The 14,674-nt window shown below is 73.1% G+C and carries 13 protein-coding genes and 1 rRNA gene; 12 read left to right on the top strand and 2 right to left on the bottom strand.

Annotated features, from left to right (window positions below; genetic code table 11):
• Positions 1–9 precede the first annotated feature (9 nt).
• Both rrf and VMF51_RS01710 read left to right on the top strand, forming a co-directional pair.
• Positions 10–126, top strand: a 5S ribosomal RNA gene (gene rrf / locus VMF51_RS01705).
• Between the two features lie 172 nt (positions 127–298).
• A complete protein-coding gene (locus VMF51_RS01710; RefSeq protein WP_325472654.1) occupies positions 299–652 on the top strand; it encodes a single-stranded DNA-binding protein in 354 nt (117 codons plus the stop codon).
• On the opposite strand, the gene VMF51_RS01715 is transcribed toward VMF51_RS01710, so the two are convergent.
• Entirely contained in the window at positions 627–1,754 is a 1,128-nt protein-coding gene (locus VMF51_RS01715; RefSeq protein ID WP_325472655.1) for a DUF1015 domain-containing protein, read from the bottom strand. The two genes, VMF51_RS01710 and VMF51_RS01715, sit on opposite strands and share 26 nt — an antisense overlap.
• Before the next feature lie 47 nt (positions 1,755–1,801).
• Here VMF51_RS01715 and VMF51_RS01720 point away from each other — a divergent pair, with 47 nt between their 5' ends.
• The 8 genes from VMF51_RS01720 to VMF51_RS01755 all read left to right on the top strand — a co-directional run bounded on the left by VMF51_RS01720 (position 1,802) and on the right by VMF51_RS01755 (position 10,459).
• A complete protein-coding gene (locus VMF51_RS01720) occupies positions 1,802–2,821 on the top strand; it encodes an HAD-IIA family hydrolase (protein ID WP_325472656.1) in 1,020 nt (339 codons plus the stop codon).
• A 10-nt stretch (positions 2,822–2,831) separates the two neighbouring features.
• A complete protein-coding gene (locus tag VMF51_RS01725) occupies positions 2,832–3,035 on the top strand; it encodes a hypothetical protein (RefSeq protein ID WP_325472657.1) in 204 nt (67 codons plus the stop codon).
• A 10-nt stretch (positions 3,036–3,045) separates the two neighbouring features.
• A complete protein-coding gene (locus VMF51_RS01730; protein ID WP_325472658.1) occupies positions 3,046–3,885 on the top strand; it encodes a TlyA family RNA methyltransferase in 840 nt (279 codons plus the stop codon).
• Complete coding sequence (locus tag VMF51_RS01735; protein ID WP_325472659.1) at positions 3,882–4,835, top strand: NAD kinase; 954 nt, start codon at positions 3,882–3,884, stop codon at positions 4,833–4,835. Before VMF51_RS01730 ends, VMF51_RS01735 begins: the two co-directional genes overlap by 4 nt.
• Positions 4,828–6,582: a DNA repair protein RecN gene (gene recN, locus VMF51_RS01740; RefSeq protein WP_325472660.1), complete on the top strand. Its 1,755-nt coding sequence runs from the start codon at positions 4,828–4,830 to the stop codon at positions 6,580–6,582. Before VMF51_RS01735 ends, recN begins: the two co-directional genes overlap by 8 nt.
• Positions 6,583–6,687: 105 nt before the next feature.
• Positions 6,688–7,848 (top strand): putative cytokinetic ring protein SteA, encoded by a 1,161-nt coding sequence (gene steA, locus VMF51_RS01745; protein ID WP_325472661.1) that lies wholly within the window; start codon positions 6,688–6,690, stop codon positions 7,846–7,848.
• Positions 7,849–7,859: 11 nt separating this feature from the next.
• Positions 7,860–8,747, top strand: a complete 888-nt coding sequence (locus VMF51_RS01750; RefSeq protein WP_325472662.1) for a copper transporter — start codon at positions 7,860–7,862, stop codon at positions 8,745–8,747.
• 11 nt (positions 8,748–8,758) lie between these two features.
• Positions 8,759–10,459: a CTP synthase gene (locus VMF51_RS01755; protein WP_325472663.1), complete on the top strand. Its 1,701-nt coding sequence runs from the start codon at positions 8,759–8,761 to the stop codon at positions 10,457–10,459.
• Between the two features lie 2 nt (positions 10,460–10,461).
• Here the strand turns inward: VMF51_RS01755 and pepN are convergent, their stop codons facing one another.
• Positions 10,462–12,897 (bottom strand): aminopeptidase N, encoded by a 2,436-nt coding sequence (pepN, locus tag VMF51_RS01760; protein ID WP_325472664.1) that lies wholly within the window; start codon positions 12,895–12,897, stop codon positions 10,462–10,464.
• A 23-nt stretch (positions 12,898–12,920) separates the two neighbouring features.
• Here pepN and VMF51_RS01765 point away from each other — a divergent pair, with 23 nt between their 5' ends.
• Positions 12,921–13,547 (top strand): NUDIX hydrolase, encoded by a 627-nt coding sequence (locus VMF51_RS01765; protein ID WP_325472665.1) that lies wholly within the window; start codon positions 12,921–12,923, stop codon positions 13,545–13,547.
• Positions 13,544–14,671, top strand: a complete 1,128-nt coding sequence (gene ald / locus VMF51_RS01770) for an alanine dehydrogenase (RefSeq protein ID WP_325472666.1) — start codon at positions 13,544–13,546, stop codon at positions 14,669–14,671. Before VMF51_RS01765 ends, ald begins: the two co-directional genes overlap by 4 nt.
• Positions 14,672–14,674 lie beyond the last annotated feature (3 nt).

Below are 14,674 nucleotides of genomic sequence, written 5' to 3' on the forward strand. Positions count from 1 at the left end.
CGCTAGAGTTACGGCGGCCATAGCGAAAGGGAAACACCCGGTCCCATCCCGAACCCGGAAGTTAAGCCTTTCAGCGCCGATGGTACTGCAACCGAGAGGCTGTGGGAGAGTAGGACGCCGCCGGACAACTTTTCACAATCAGGGCCGACCCTTCGGGGTCGGCCCTGATTACCTTTCCGGGGTCGGCGCCAGTTCTCGTCCACAGCCCCATGTCCTGCGCCCGATTCCACAGCTCTCGTGTCAGGACGCCGGGGACGTCGGCGAGGACCGGGAGCGTGGGCGTCGGAGGTGATGTGCGATGCCCGCGCAGACGAAACTGGAAGAGTCGGTCAACGAGATCAGGCTGGTCGGCCGGATCTCCCAGGACCCCGAGCACCGCGAGCTGCCGAGTGGTGACTCGCTCTGGACCTTCCGCCTGGTGGTGGGGCGGACGGGTGACCGCGCGACGTCTCGTCAGAGCGTCGACGTGCTCGACTGCGCGGTGTGGGGCGGGCGTGTCCTGCGGTCGGTGCCGGGATGGAGTGCCGGCGACGTGGTCGAGCTGACCGGGGCGGTCCGGCGTCGCTTCTTCCGAGGTGGGGGAGGCGCGGCGTCGAGGGTCGAGATCGAGGTGAGCAGCGGCCGACTCATCCGTCGTTCAGCGAACGGATGAGCACTCCCACGCTCGCCTTCGGCTGGAACGAGGTGGCCTTCTCCGGCAGGAGACGGCCGCCCGCGACGATCCGCAGGACCTGGTCGACGTCCGGGGCGGGGAGCAGGACGGCCAGATCGGCGTCCGCGCTCGCGAGTCCGAGAGTCTCCTCCGCGGAGTGGTGGTGGCTGATCGCCCGAGGACCCCGGGGCAGGGCAGGCACGATGACGTCGTGGAGGACCTCGACCGCCGTACGGTCGCCGTCGACGGTGTCGAAGGTGATGGTGGCCCAGCGGTCTCCGTCTGTCACGACCATGGTGTCGCGGCGCAGCGCGGCGACCGCCCGATCGGGTCGTGCGGAGGCGAAGCGCGCGCCCACGAGCAGGGCGGCGCGCTCCAGGTCGTCCAGGCTCACTCCTGCAAGGACGCGATGGATCGCGCCCAGGAAGAGCGGGGTGTCGTCGTGATCGACCAGCATGGCCAGCCCTCGGTCCTCAGCCCCGCCGGGTCGACGCTGCTGCAGCCGGAGGTACGCCGCGTAGCGGTGGTGTCCGTCGGCGATCAGGGTGCGGGTACCGGCGAGGGCGGCCTGGACGATCGCGAGCCGGGCAGGATCCTGCAGTGCCCAGATCCGGTGCCGTTGCTCGGCGCGGTCGGTGAAGACGTGGTCGGGGCGGCCGGCGCGGAGCTCGTCGAGCACGGCTCGTGCGTCGGGCGCGGAGCGATGGACGAGCAGGATCGGCGCGGGGTTGAGCCCCATCTCGGCCATCCTGTCGGCCAGCTCGTCGGCCTGGGCGGGGTGGATGCCTTCATGGGGCAGCACCACGGCGTCCTCGATCCGGGCGGCCCGGTGCGAGATGTCCAGGAGACCGACCAGTCCCCGGATGGTCATGCCGCCGGCCGTGTACTCGTGCAGGTAGAGCGCCGGCTGGTCGTCGTGGTGCATCTGCCCGTCCGCCTGCCACTGCGCGAGGCGGGCGGCGACGTCGGTGTACGGGCGGGCGAACGCGCGGCCCGAGGCGGGGTTGGCGATCCGGGACGGCGCGAGCCTCAGCGCGCGGAAGGGCTCCAGTCGCAGGGGTCCCGCCACGTAGGGAGGCGTGACCACCGTGCTGGATTCCATCGTCGCATCGTAGGCTGCGGCGACAACACCGCCGCGAAGGAGGCTGCATGCTCGGGTCGTCGGACGTCCCGCTCTCGGAGCGCTACGACCTGGGAATGCTCGATCTCGACGGCGTCGTCTACGTGGGCGGTGACGCGGTCCCGGGCGCCCCCGCGCATCTGGAGCGAGCACGTCACGCCGGGATGCGGTTGGCCTTCATCACCAACAACGCCGCACGTCCGCCGGAGCGGGTCGCTGCGCACCTGGTCGAGCTGGGCGTCGAGGCGACCACCGGCGACGTGGTGACCTCGGCCCAGGCGGCGGCTCGTCTGCTGGCGGAGCGATTCGGCGCGGATGCCCGCGTGGTCGCGCTCGGGTCGGACGGGCTGATCTCCGCGCTGCGCGACGCGGGCCTGGTTCCGGTCGGCGTGGACGACGAGGCGGTGGCCGTGGCGACCGGGTACGGCCCCGACGTCCTGTGGCGCGACATCATGCGGGTGGCGGTCCGGGTACGGGACGGTCTGCCCTGGGTGGCGTCGAACGGCGACTACACGATCCCGACCGCGTACGGCGTCGCTCCCGGGCACGGCGTGCTGGTCGAGACTCTGAGGCGGTTCACGGGCGTCACGCCGACCACGGCGGGGAAGCCGGAGCGTCCGCTCCTGGACGAGACCGTGCGCCGGGTGGGTGGCCGGCGGCCGCTGATGGTCGGCGACCGGCTCGACACCGACATCGAGGGCGCCCGGCGCGCGGGGGTGGACTCGCTGCTGGTGCTCACCGGCGTGACCGGGCTGGCCGAGCTGGTGGCCGCCCGGCCCGAGGAGCGTCCGACGTACGTGTCGCCGGACCTCGGCGGGCTGACGGAGGCGTGCGGAGCGCCGGAGCCGGTCGACGGCGGGCTTCGCCTCGGTAGCCGGGTGGCGCGGGTCGAGGGCGGGCGGTTGTCCCTCACCGGCCACGGGTCCGCGGCGGACTGGTGGCGGCTTGTCGCGGTCGCGGGCTGGACGCACCTCGACGAGACCGGGGCGCCGGTCGACACCGCGGGTCTGGTCCCGCCCACGGCGTCGGACGAGCCCGCTGCCGGGTAGCCTCGGTCGTATGAACGAGGACGTCGACCCCGGTCCCGAGACCACCGATCCGGTGCGCACCGGAGTGTCGCGGGTCGACGCCGTCATCGAGGCGGTCGAGCACCTCGAGGAGCGTCCGATCGAGGAGCACGTCGGAGTGTTCGAAACGGCGCACGAGGAGCTGCGACGCGCCCTCGAGGCCCAGCCCGACGACGACTCCGTCGAGCCCTCCTGAGGGCGGGGACGTGCCACCGCGTCGTCTCCGACTCGACGCCGAGCTGGTCCGCCGGGGACTGGCTCGGTCGCGCGAGCACGCCAGCGAGCTGATCGCGGCCAAGCGGGTCAAGGTGCAGGGCGCGATCGCGACCAAGCCCGCGACCGGTGTCACCACGGACGTCGCGATCGTCGTCGCCGACGACCCGGACCGGCCCGACTACGTCTCCCGGGGCGGGCACAAGCTGGCGGGCGCGCTGACGGCCTTCGCCCCGCTCGGTCTGTCGGTCGAGGGCCGGCGGTGTCTGGACGCCGGTGCGTCGACCGGTGGCTTCACCGACGTCCTGCTCCGCCACGGAGCCGCCCAGGTGGTGGCGGTCGACGTCGGGTACGGCCAGCTCGCCTGGCGGCTCCAGCAGGACGAGCGGGTCGAGGTGTTCGACCGGATGAACGTCCGGGAGCTCACGCCCGAGCAGGTCGGCGGCCAGGTCGACGTGGTGGTGGGGGACCTGTCCTTCATCTCCCTGCAGCTCGTGCTCGACGCGCTGGTGGGTGTCACCGCCACCGACGGCGACCTCGTGCTGATGGTCAAGCCCCAGTTCGAGGTGGGCAAGGAACGGGTCGGCAAGGGAGGGGTCGTCCGTGACTCGGCGCTGCGCGCCGAGGCCGTGACCAGCGTCGCCGACGGCGCTGCCCGCCGGGGCTGGGGTGCGCGTGCCGTGACCGTGAGTCCGTTGCCCGGTCCGTCGGGGAACGTCGAGTTCTTCCTGTGGCTGCGCCACGGTCCCGCGTCGGTGACCGAGGAGGACATCCACAGCACGGTGCGTGCTGCGGCGTCCCTGGGGGTGGCGGGTGAGAGGGTGGATCCATGACCGGCCACAGACGCGTGCTGATGCTGACCCACACGGGTCGCGACGAGGCTCGTGACGTCGCGCTGGCCTTCTGCAAGGCACTCACCGGGCACGGCATCGTCGTCCGGCTGATCGAGTCCGAGGCGCGTGACCTGGGGCTGGACCCGTCCGCGTACGAGCCGACGATCGAGCTCACCGAGGCCGAGGCCGAAGCCAGCGAGGGCTGTGAGCTCACGCTCGTGATCGGGGGCGACGGCACGATCCTGCGGGCGGCGGAGGTGACGCACGGATCCGGGACGCCGGTGCTCGGCGTCAACCTGGGACACGTGGGCTTCCTCGCGGAGGCGGAGTACGACGACGTCGAGTCCACCATCGACGCGATCGTCCACCGCCGCTACACCGCCGAGGACCGGATGACCCTCGACGTGCAGGTCTTCCACGACGGCGAGCGGGTCTTCCGGACCTTCGCCGTCAACGAGGCCAGCGTCGAGAAGGCGGCCCGTGAGCGGATGCTGGAGGTGGTCGTCGAGGTCGATGGGCGCCCGCTGTCGCGCTGGGGCTGCGACGGCGTCGTGTGCGCGACGCCGACCGGCTCCACGGCGTACAACTTCAGTGCCGGGGGGCCGATCGTCTGGCCCGAGGTGTCGGCGCTGCTGATGGTGCCGATCAGCGCGCACGCGCTCTTCGCCCGGCCGATGGTCGTGGCGCCCACCTCGGTGCTGGCCGTCGAGCTCCTCGCGCGCACCGACGGGGCCGGGGTGCTCTGGTGCGACGGCCGGCGCGCCGTCGACCTGCCCCCGGGTGCCCGGATCGAGGTGCGCCGGGGCGAGGTCCCCATCCGGCTGGTGCGCCTGCACGAGGCGCCGTTCACGGACCGTCTGGTCGCCAAGTTCGGGCTGCCGGTCGAGGGCTGGCGCGGATCCGCCGAGCGCCGGCGGCGCGCCGAGGCACGGGAGGCGCGGGATGCTTGAGGAGATCCGCATCGGCTCGCTGGGCGTGATCGAGGCGTCCACGCTGGAGCTCGGTCCGGGCCTGACCGTGATCACCGGTGAGACCGGCGCAGGCAAGACGATGATCGTGACGGCGCTCGGGCTGCTGCTCGGCGGCCGGTCCGACTCCGGGGCCGTGCGCTCGGGTGCCCGGACCGCACGGGTCGAGGGCGTCGTGCACGCGGCGCCGCTGCCGGCGTTCACCGCCGCGGTCGAGGATGCCGGCGGCGAGGTCGAGGACGACCGCGTCGTGCTGGCCCGCAACGTGTCGGCCGAGGGACGCTCGCGCGCGTTCGTGGGCGGCGCGACAGTGCCGGTCTCGACGCTCGCCGGGATCGCCGAACCGCTGGTGGCCGTGCACGGCCAGTCCGATCAGCACCGCCTGCTCCAGGCGCGGGCCCAGCGTGAGGCGCTGGACCGCTTCGGCGGAGAGGCCCTGGCCGCCCTTGCGACCGCCTACGCCGATCTGCACGAGCGGCTCGACGCGACCGAGCGCGAGCTGGAGGACGTCGTCGCCTCCGCGCGTGACCGCGCCCGGGAGGCCGACCTGCTGCGGTTCGGCCTGGGGGAGATCGAGGCCGTCGAGCCCGAGCCGGGCGAGGACGCATCGCTCGCCCTCGAGGAGGCCCGGCTGGGCTTCGCCGACACGCTCCGAACCGCCGCCGAGCAGGCCCGGGAGGCGCTGTCCAGCGAGCAGGGAGCGCCCGACGCACTCGCGACGACCTCGGCCGCCCGCGGACTGCTCGACGGTGTGCGCGAGCACGATCCCGAGGCGGGAGATCTCGCGGACCGGCTCGCCGAGGTCACCTACCTGCTCTCCGACGTCGCGGCCGACGTCGCGTCGTACGCCGCGCGGGTCGACACCGACCCGGCGCGCCTGGCCACCGTCTCGGAGCGCCGGGCGGCGCTGACCGCGCTGACCCGCAAGTACGGCGACACCATCGACGAGGTGCTCGCCTGGGCGGCCCAGTCCGCCCAGCGGCTCTTCGAGCTCGACGGCACCGACGACCGGATCCTCGAGCTCCAGGCCCAGCAGCAACAGCTCCGCGACGAGCTCGCCGCGGCGGCGGCCGCACTGTCGGCCGCGCGCACCGAGGCGGCCGGACGGCTCGCGGACGCGGTCACCGCCGAGCTCGCCCTGCTGGCCATGCCGCACGCGCGACTGACCATCGAGGTCCGCCAGCACGAGGTGCCCGCCCCGGACGGCATCACCCGGGGAGCGCCCTTGCAGGTCGAGAAGCGCTGGCTGCGCTTCACCGCGTCCGGTGTCGACGAGGTCGAGCTGCTGCTCGCGGCGAACACCGGGTCGGACCCGCGCCCGTTGCACAAGGGCGCGTCCGGGGGTGAGCTGTCCCGGGTGATGCTGGCGCTCGAGGTCGCGCTCGCCGGGACCAGCCCGGTGCCGACCTTCGTCTTCGACGAGGTCGACGCGGGGGTCGGCGGTGCGGCCGCGGTCGAGATCGGGCGCCGGCTGGCGCAGCTCGCCCGGACCGCCCAGGTGCTCGTCGTCACCCACCTGCCGCAGGTCGCGGCGTACGCCGACCGGCACGTCGTCGTGGAGAAGTCGAGCGACGGCTCGATCACCAGCTCCGGGCTCACGGTCCTCGACGACGCCCAGCGGGTCAGTGAGCTGTCCCGGATGATGGCGGGCCTGGCCGACTCCGACACCGCGCTGGCGCACGCCCGCGAGCTGCTCGAGGTCGCGGGGCCGGCGCGCGCGCTGAGCTGACCCGGCGGGGCTGCCCCGGGGCGGACGTGACCTGTCCCACGCCGACGCGCCCGACGGCGGCGGGTGCCCGGAGGCGCCCGGACGGTTTGTGACACTGGTCGGGCCATGAGACTCACCTCCCGACACGTTGCCCCGACCGACCTCCCCGGGGTGGTCGGGACGGTCCGGGTCGGCCGCCGCGCCGACACCCTCGCCCCCCGGCTGCGACCCGGCGACATCGCCGTCATCGACCACGTCGACCTCGACCGGGTCAGCGCCCAGGCGCTGGTCGACGCCGGTGCGTCGCTGGTCGTCAACGCGCAGCCGATGATCTCGGGCCGGTTCCCGAACCTCGGCCCGGAGGTGCTCGCGCGCGCCGGCGTTCCGCTGGTCGACGGCATCGGCGCCGACGCGTTCGCCGCGCTCTCCGAGGGCCGCCAGGCTCGGGTGCACGAGGGGCGGGTCCTGGTCGAGGAGGTCGAGCTGGCGTCCGGTCGCGAGGTCGACCTCGCGACCGTCGAGAGCGAGATGGCAGCGGCGCGCACCGGGCTGGTCACCCAGCTGGAGTCGCTGACCCGGACCAGCTCGGAGTTCCTGCGCCGCGAGCAGGACCTGCTGCTGCACGGTCAGGGGCTGCCGAAGCCGGTCACGCGGTTCGCGGACCGATCGGCGGTCGTGGTCGTCGGCGGTCCGGAGCACGAGGCCGAGCTGGCCGCGATCCGGCCGTACCTGAAGGAGCAGGAGCCCGTCGTGGTGGCGGTGGGGAGGGTCGCCGACGAGCTGCGCTCCCGCGGCTACCGCACCGACATCGTCGTCCTGGACGCCGACGACGAGACCGACCGCCCGAGCGCCGTGGTGCTCAAGGCCGCCCGGGACGTCGTCGTCCGCTGCGGCCCCGGCCGGCCCTCCGGCGTGGAGGGCCTGGAGCGGATGGGCGTGCGCCCGCTGGTCTTCGAGACCTCCGCGACCGCCGAGGACGCCGCCCTGCTCCTCGCTGATGCCGGGGACGCGAAGGTCGTGATCGGCGTGGGCCTGCACGCCACGCTCGAGGAGTTCCTCGACCGCCAGCGCGGCGGTCTCGCGAGCACCTACCTCACCCGGCTGCGTCTCGGGTCGCGGCTCGTCGACGCGGCCGCCGTACCCCGGCTGTACTCCGGACGGGTCCGCCCCCACCACCTGCTCCTCGTGATGCTGGCCGGCTTCGTCGCCCTGGCCGCGTCCATCTCCGTCACCCCCGTCGGACAGGACTGGCTCGACCAGCTCGCCGACCTCTGGCCCCTCTTCTAGGACTTCTCCCTGTGATCACCTACCGCCACCACATCGCCTCGCTCGTCGCCGTCTTCCTCGCCCTCGCGATCGGGGTCGCCCTGGGCGGCGGCCCGCTCAGCGAGCTCGGCCGCAGGCACGCCGACGCGCAGACGCCCGCCTCCGAGCAGCAGCTCGCCGCGGCGACTCGCGCCGCGGCGTTCGGCGACGACTTCGCGGCCAAGAGCGCGGCGAGCCTGTACGGCGCACGCCTGCGAGGACACCCGACCGCGCTGCTGACGATGCCCGGCGTCGACGAGGACGACGTGGAGGCCCTGACCGCGCAGGTCGCCGCAGCCGGCGGAGCCGTGGCGGGGAGGTACGACGTCCGCGAGTCGCTGATCGATCCCAGCGAGCGCAGCCTGGTCGACTCGCTGGGCAGCCAGCTGATGACGCAGCTGCCCCAGGGCTCGGTCGACCTCGAGGCGCCGACGTACGTACGGGCCGGGCAGCTGCTCGGCGTCGCCGCGGCCACCACCGCCGAGGCCGGCGCTCCGGCCGACGCCGACGCGAGTGCGGTGCGTCAGAGCCTCGCCGCGGGCGAGCTGCTCACCACCGTGGACGACAAGGCCGGCAAGGCACCCCTGGTGCTCGTGCTGCTCGGGGAGGACGCCGACCCCGACATCGTCTCGGGGCTGCTGACCGGACTCGTCAAGACCTCCGCCGGCGTGGTGGTCGCGGGCGACGGGGACACCGGGCGACCGGGCGGGAGCCTGGCCCTGCTGCGCTCCGAGGCCGTCGGCGAGGAGCTGGCGAGCGTGGACGGGGCCGACACAGACCTCGGCCGGGCGACCGTCGTCCTGGCCCTGATCCGCCAGCTGGCGGGCACCGGAGGCGCCTTCGGGGCGTGGGGTGCAGAAGGTGCCGTCCCTCTCGGATAGGATGGAGTTCCGTGAAGCCCGGCGCCCCCACCAAGCACATCTTCGTCACCGGAGGCGTTGCCTCCTCTCTCGGAAAGGGACTCACGGCCTCGAGCCTGGGTCGCCTGCTGCGCTCGCGCGGCCTGCAGGTGACCATGCAGAAGCTCGACCCGTACCTGAACGTCGACCCTGGGACGATGAACCCGTTCCAGCACGGCGAGGTCTTCGTGACCAACGACGGGGCCGAGACCGACCTCGACATCGGTCACTACGAGCGGTTCCTCGACACCGACCTCAACCAGATCGCCAACGTCACCACGGGGCAGGTCTACTCCAGCGTGATCGCCAAGGAGCGCCGCGGCGACTACCTCGGTGACACCGTGCAGGTCATCCCGCACATCACCAACGAGATCAAGGACCGGGTCCGCGCGATGGCCGGCGACGGCGACGACCGCGTGGACGTCGTGATCACCGAGGTCGGCGGCACGGTCGGCGACATCGAGTCGCTGCCGTTCCTGGAGGCCGCCCGCCAGGTCCGCCACGACGTGGGCCGCGACAACTGCTTCTTCATCCACGTGTCGCTGGTGCCCTACATCGGCCCCTCGGGCGAGCTGAAGACCAAGCCCACCCAGCACTCCGTCGCCGCGCTGCGCCAGGTCGGCATCCAGCCCGACGCGATCGTGTGCCGCGCCGACCGGGACCTCCCGGAGAGCATCAAGGGCAAGATCGCGCTGATGTGCGACGTCGACACCGAGGCCGTCATAACCTGCGCCGACGCGCCGTCGATCTACGACATCCCGAAGGTGCTGCACCGCGAGGGTCTGGACGCCTACGTCGTACGCCGCCTCGACCTGCCGTTCCGCGACGTCGACTGGACCCTCTGGGACGACCTGCTGCGGCGCGTGCACCACCCCAAGGAGGAGGTCACGGTCGCGCTGGTCGGCAAGTACATCGACCTGCCCGACGCCTACCTCTCCGTCGGCGAGGCGCTGCGTGCCGGCGGCTTCGCGAACGAGGCGAAGGTCCACATCCGGTGGATCCCGTCCGACGACTGCGCGACCCACGAGGGGGCGCACCGCAACCTGCACGACGTCGACGCGGTCTGCGTGCCCGGTGGGTTCGGCATCCGCGGCCTCGAGGGCAAGCTCGGCGCCCTGACGTACGCGCGGCACAACAAGATCCCGACCCTGGGCCTGTGCCTGGGCCTGCAGTCGATGGTGATCGAGTACGCCCGCACCGAGCTCGGCCTGAGCGCGGCCGGCTCCACCGAGTTCGACCCGGAGACCCCGGAGCCGGTCATCGCGACGATGGCCGAGCAGGTCGCCATCGTCGACGGGGCCGGAGATCTCGGCGGCACCATGCGGCTGGGCCTCTACCCGGCCGTCCTCAAGGAGGGCTCGATCGTGCGGGCGACGTACGGCGCCGCGCGGATCGAGGAGCGCCACCGGCACCGCTACGAGGTGAACAACGCCTACCGCGAGCGCCTGGAGAAGGCCGGTTTGGTCTTCTCGGGCACCTCGCCGGACAACAACCTGGTCGAGTTCGTCGAGCTGCCGCGCGACGTGCACCCGTACTACGTCTCGACCCAGGCGCACCCGGAGCTGCGCTCGCGGCCGACCCGCCCGCACCCGCTCTTCGCGGGCCTGGTCAAGGCGGCGATCGAGCGGCAGCGCGAGCTGCGGTTCCCGATCGACGAGAGCGGCCTGCGGCGCGAGCCGGACCCGGAGGACTGAGGTCAGGCCGACCGGGCTCGCAGCATCCGGGCGAGCCGGTCGGCACCCATGAGCAGCATCGAGCGGACCGGGGCCGGCACGTCGTCGGCCCCGGCCGCCGTGCGGGCACGTTCCAGGACGGCCTCGTCGCCCACCGGCGGGTAGGTCATCCGCACCAGGGACATGGTCGCGAGCAGGCCGCCCGGCGGCAGCTCGGCGATCTGGTCGAACCAGCGGTGCGCCCAGGGCAGCAGCAGCTCGGTCTGTCCGGGCCGCCAGAACCGGCTCGCGACCTCGCGGATCGGGCCGCCGGCCGGGACGCTGCGCTCGTCCAGCAGCGCCGTCCAGGCCTCGGCCTTGCCGGCGTCGGCGGGCTGGGAGGCCCGGACCGCGAGGGCACGGAAGCGCGCCTCGGGGTCGGGGTCGCGCTCCAGCAGCGCCGCGACCGGCTCGTCGACCGTCTCGCCCAGCTCCGCGCGCCGGGCCAGCAGCCGCCAGGCCAGATCGGTGTCGTCCGCGGCGGCCGCGTCCAGTAGGTCCCGGTACGCCGTCCCCGCGGCGCTGCCGGCCAGCGTGCGCAGGGCCGAGACCCGCAGCCCCGGCCGCTCGGCGATCCGGGCCGCCACGTCGGCGAGCCGCGCCTGCAGGTCGGGCTGCTCGGCGGCCGGGAGCCAGCGCTCGACCAGGGCGGAGGTGCGGTCGAGGAACGGCTCGACGACCGAGGGCGAGTCCTCGTGCTCGAGGACGTCGAGGAGGCAGCTGGCGACCTCGCGGGCGGGTGCCTCGCCCTGGACGAGCAGGTCCCAGGCGGCGGCGACGGCGACGGCCCGCGACAGAGCATCCGGCAGCGCCCCCGCCGAGGCGAGGAGCGTGCGGGTCGCGCCCGGGTCGAGCCGGGTCGCCGCGTAGGTCAGGTCACCGTCGTTCAGCAGGAGCAGGTCGGCGTCCGGCACCTCGACCGCCACCCGGTCGCCGGTCAGCTCCACGGGGACCGAGGCGAACCGCTCCAGCCGGTCGCCGGCCCGGCGGAAGCAGCCGATGTCGACGCGGTGGGGACGGGGACGGTCGCCGTCGGGCGCGGTGCCGGTCAGCGCCCCGTCGGCCAGGGTCAGCGTGTCCGCGCCGGAGCGGTCCAGCCAGTCGACGGTCCAGCCGTCCAGGTCGCGCCCGGAGGCCTCGGCGACGGCGGAGACGAGGTCGGCGAGGCGGGTGTTGCCCCAGGCGTGCCGGTCGAAGTAGGCCTGCAGGCCCCGCGTGAAGGCGGGCTCGCCGACGTACTCGACGAGCTGGCGGAGCACCGCCTGGCCCTTGTAGTAGGTGATGCCGTCGAAGTTCGCCATCGCGTGGGCGACGTCGGGGACCTCGCTGCGGATGGGGTGCGTCGCCGGGGTCATGTCCTCGTCGTAGGCGACCAGCTTCTCCGAGATGAGGAACGTCGCCCAGGCGTCGGTGAACTCCGTGGCGTTCGCCATCGCCCAGGTGGAGGCGAACGACGCGAACGCCTCGTTGAGCCACAGGTCGTCCCACCAGCGCATCGTGACCAGGTCCCCGAACCACATGTGGGCCATCTCGTGCAGCACGAACGCCGCGACCCAGTAGCGGTCGTCGGGGGTCGGCTCCGAGCGCGGGAGGATGCCGTCGCCGTACGTGACGCAGCCCCAGTTCTCCATCGCGCCGCCGAGGTTGGGTACGAAGACCTGGTCGTAGCGGGTCTGGGGAAAGGGCGATCCGAAGCGGTCGCCGAAGAACGCGAGTCCCTGCGCGGTGAACGTGAACAGGTCCCTGGCGTCGCGCTCCAGGACCGGGCGGATCGACTGGCGGCAGTACAGGCCGAGGTCGTAGCCGCCGTGCTGCTCGCGGATCTCGTGGAACGGCCCGGCGTTCACGACCACGACGTACGTCGACAGCGGTGGCGTGTCCGGGAAGCGCCAGGTGCGGGCGCCGGAACCCGCGTCGACGATCGAGTCCGGGGCGCCGCAGCTGGTGACCGTCCAGGACTCCGGCGCGTGGACGGTGAACGCGTGCGGCGCCTTCAGGTCGGGCTGGTCGAAGCAGGCCCACAGCCGGCGTGCCTCGTCGGGCTCGAAGGACGTCCACACGTAGACCAGACCGTCGGTGTCGACGGTGCGCAGGATGCCCTGGCCGCTGGCGGTGTCGGGCTGGTCCATGGCGACCACCAGCACGTTCCGCGCGGCCAGGTCGGGGAGCGGGATCCGCCCGTCGACGACCGTGCCCGGGTCGAGCGGGACGCCGTTCAGGGTCGCGCTGCGCACGTCGCCGACGGCGTCGACGAACGTGGTGGCGCCGGGGGAGTGGCACTCGAAGGCGATGGTCGCGACCGAGGAGCACACCTCCCCGTCGAGCAGGCCCCGCAGGTCCACCTCGAGGTCGTAGCGGTCGACGGTCAGGAGCGCGGCCCGCTCCTCGGCCTCTGCGCGGGTCAGACTGAGCTCGGTCACGAGCGTCACGGTAGCGTCCGGACATGGCTGAGGAGCGCCCCGAACTCCGCGACGTACCCATGAGCTGGCCGGTGGAGGAGAGCACCGACCTGCACCGCGACGGCTGGGTGATGGCCCTGCGCGCCGACACGGTACGGCGTACTCCGGACGAGGAGCCGTTCACCCGCCTGGTCCTCGAGCACCCCGGCGCGGCGATCATCCTGGCCGTCGACGACGAGGAGCGCGTGTTCTGCCTGTGGCAGTACCGCCACCCGGCCGGCCGCCGGTTCGTCGAGCTGCCCGCCGGGCTCCTGGACGGGCACCCGGACGAGGAGCCGCTGGAGGTGGCCCGCCGGGAGCTGCGCGAGGAGGCGCTGCTGGAGGCCGACGAATGGGTGCACCTGACGTCGGTGTGGCCCTCGCCCGGGATCCTGCAGGAGGTCCAGCACCTCTACCTGGCCCGGGGGCTGCGCGCCGTCGACCGCGGCGACTTCGTGCTGCGGCACGAGGAGGCGGACATGGACACCGGCTGGGTCCCGTTCGACGATCTGGTGGAGGCGATCCTGGCGGGTCGTGTGGCCGACGCCCCGCTGGTGAGCGCAGTATTGGTCGCGCAGGCGCGCGGTCTCGCTGGCGTCGGCCGTTCGACCAACAGAGGAGACGCGCGATGAAGATCGGCATCCCGAAGGAAGTCAAGAACCACGAGTACCGGGTGGCGATCACGCCCATCGGGGTGCACGAGCTGGTGGCGCACGGCCACGAGGTCCACGTCCAGGCCGGTGCCGGGGTCGGGTCCTCCATCAGCGACGAGGAGTACGTCGCGGCCGGCGCGCGGATCGTCGGCGACGCGGACGAGACCTGGGGCGCGGCCGAGATGGTGCTGAAGGTGAAGGAGCCCGTGGCCGAGGAGTACCACCGGCTGCGCGAGGGCCTGGTGCTCTTCACCTACCTGCACCTGGCGGCCGACAAGCCGCTGACCGAGGAGCTGCTGGCCCGCAAGGTCACCGGCATCGCCTACGAGACCGTCCAGCTGCCGTCGGGCGGGCTGCCGCTGCTCTACCCGATGTCCGAGGTCGCGGGCTGCCTGGCGCCGCAGGTCGGCGCCTACTCGATGCTCAAGGCCCAGGGCGGTCGCGGCGTCCTGATGGGTGGCGTCGGTGGGGTCGCGAACGCCAAGGTCGTCATCATCGGGGCCGGTGTCTCCGGGCAGAACGCCGCGAACATCGCGCTCGGGATGGGCGCCGACGTGACGCTGCTCGACACCGACCTCGACAAGCTGCGGATGTCGTTCTGGCGCTACAACAACCAGGTCCACGGCCTCGCCTCGTCGAGGCTGGCCATCGAGCAGCACGTCACGCAGGCCGACATGGTGATCGGCGCGGTGCTGATCCCGGGTGCGGCGGCGCCCAAGCTCGTCTCCAACGAGCTGGTCGCGGCGATGAAGCCGGGCTCGGTGCTGGTCGACATCGCAGTCGACCAGGGTGGCTGCTTCGAGGACACGCACGCGACGACGCACGCGGACCCGACGTACCAGGTGCACGGCTCGACCTTCTACTGCGTGGCCAACATGCCGGGTGCGGTGCCCAACACCTCGACGTACGCCCTGACCAACGCGACGCTGCCGTACGCCGTCGCGCTGGCCGACAAGGGGTGGGCCGCCGCGTGCGCCGACGACCCCGCGCTCGCGCTGGGGCTGAACACGCACGCCGGGCAGCTGACCAACGACCCGGTCGGCGACGCAGTCGGCATCCACGCCGCCGACCTGGACTCCGTCGTGGCGGGGGCTCTTGCCTGAGCT

The sequence above is a fragment of the Nocardioides sp. genome, from assembly GCF_035503875.1.
Classification (GTDB): Bacteria; Actinomycetota; Actinomycetes; order Propionibacteriales; family Nocardioidaceae; genus Nocardioides.

Excerpts from the sequence above, each read along its gene's own strand:
- ald (WP_325472666.1), top strand. The coding sequence starts at position 13,544 with ATGAAGATCGGCATCCCGAAGGAAGTCAAGAACCACGAGTACCGGGTG.
- VMF51_RS01735 (WP_325472659.1), top strand. The coding sequence starts at position 3,882 with ATGACCGGCCACAGACGCGTGCTGATGCTGACCCACACGGGTCGCGAC.
- steA (WP_325472661.1), top strand. The coding sequence starts at position 6,688 with ATGAGACTCACCTCCCGACACGTTGCCCCGACCGACCTCCCCGGGGTG.
- VMF51_RS01715 (WP_325472655.1), bottom strand. The coding sequence starts at position 1,754 with ATGGAATCCAGCACGGTGGTCACGCCTCCCTACGTGGCGGGACCCCTG.
- VMF51_RS01710 (WP_325472654.1), top strand. The coding sequence starts at position 299 with ATGCCCGCGCAGACGAAACTGGAAGAGTCGGTCAACGAGATCAGGCTG.
- VMF51_RS01765 (WP_325472665.1), top strand. The coding sequence starts at position 12,921 with ATGGCTGAGGAGCGCCCCGAACTCCGCGACGTACCCATGAGCTGGCCG.
- VMF51_RS01725 (WP_325472657.1), top strand. The coding sequence starts at position 2,832 with ATGAACGAGGACGTCGACCCCGGTCCCGAGACCACCGATCCGGTGCGC.
- recN (WP_325472660.1), top strand. The coding sequence starts at position 4,828 with ATGCTTGAGGAGATCCGCATCGGCTCGCTGGGCGTGATCGAGGCGTCC.
- VMF51_RS01720 (WP_325472656.1), top strand. The coding sequence starts at position 1,802 with ATGCTCGGGTCGTCGGACGTCCCGCTCTCGGAGCGCTACGACCTGGGA.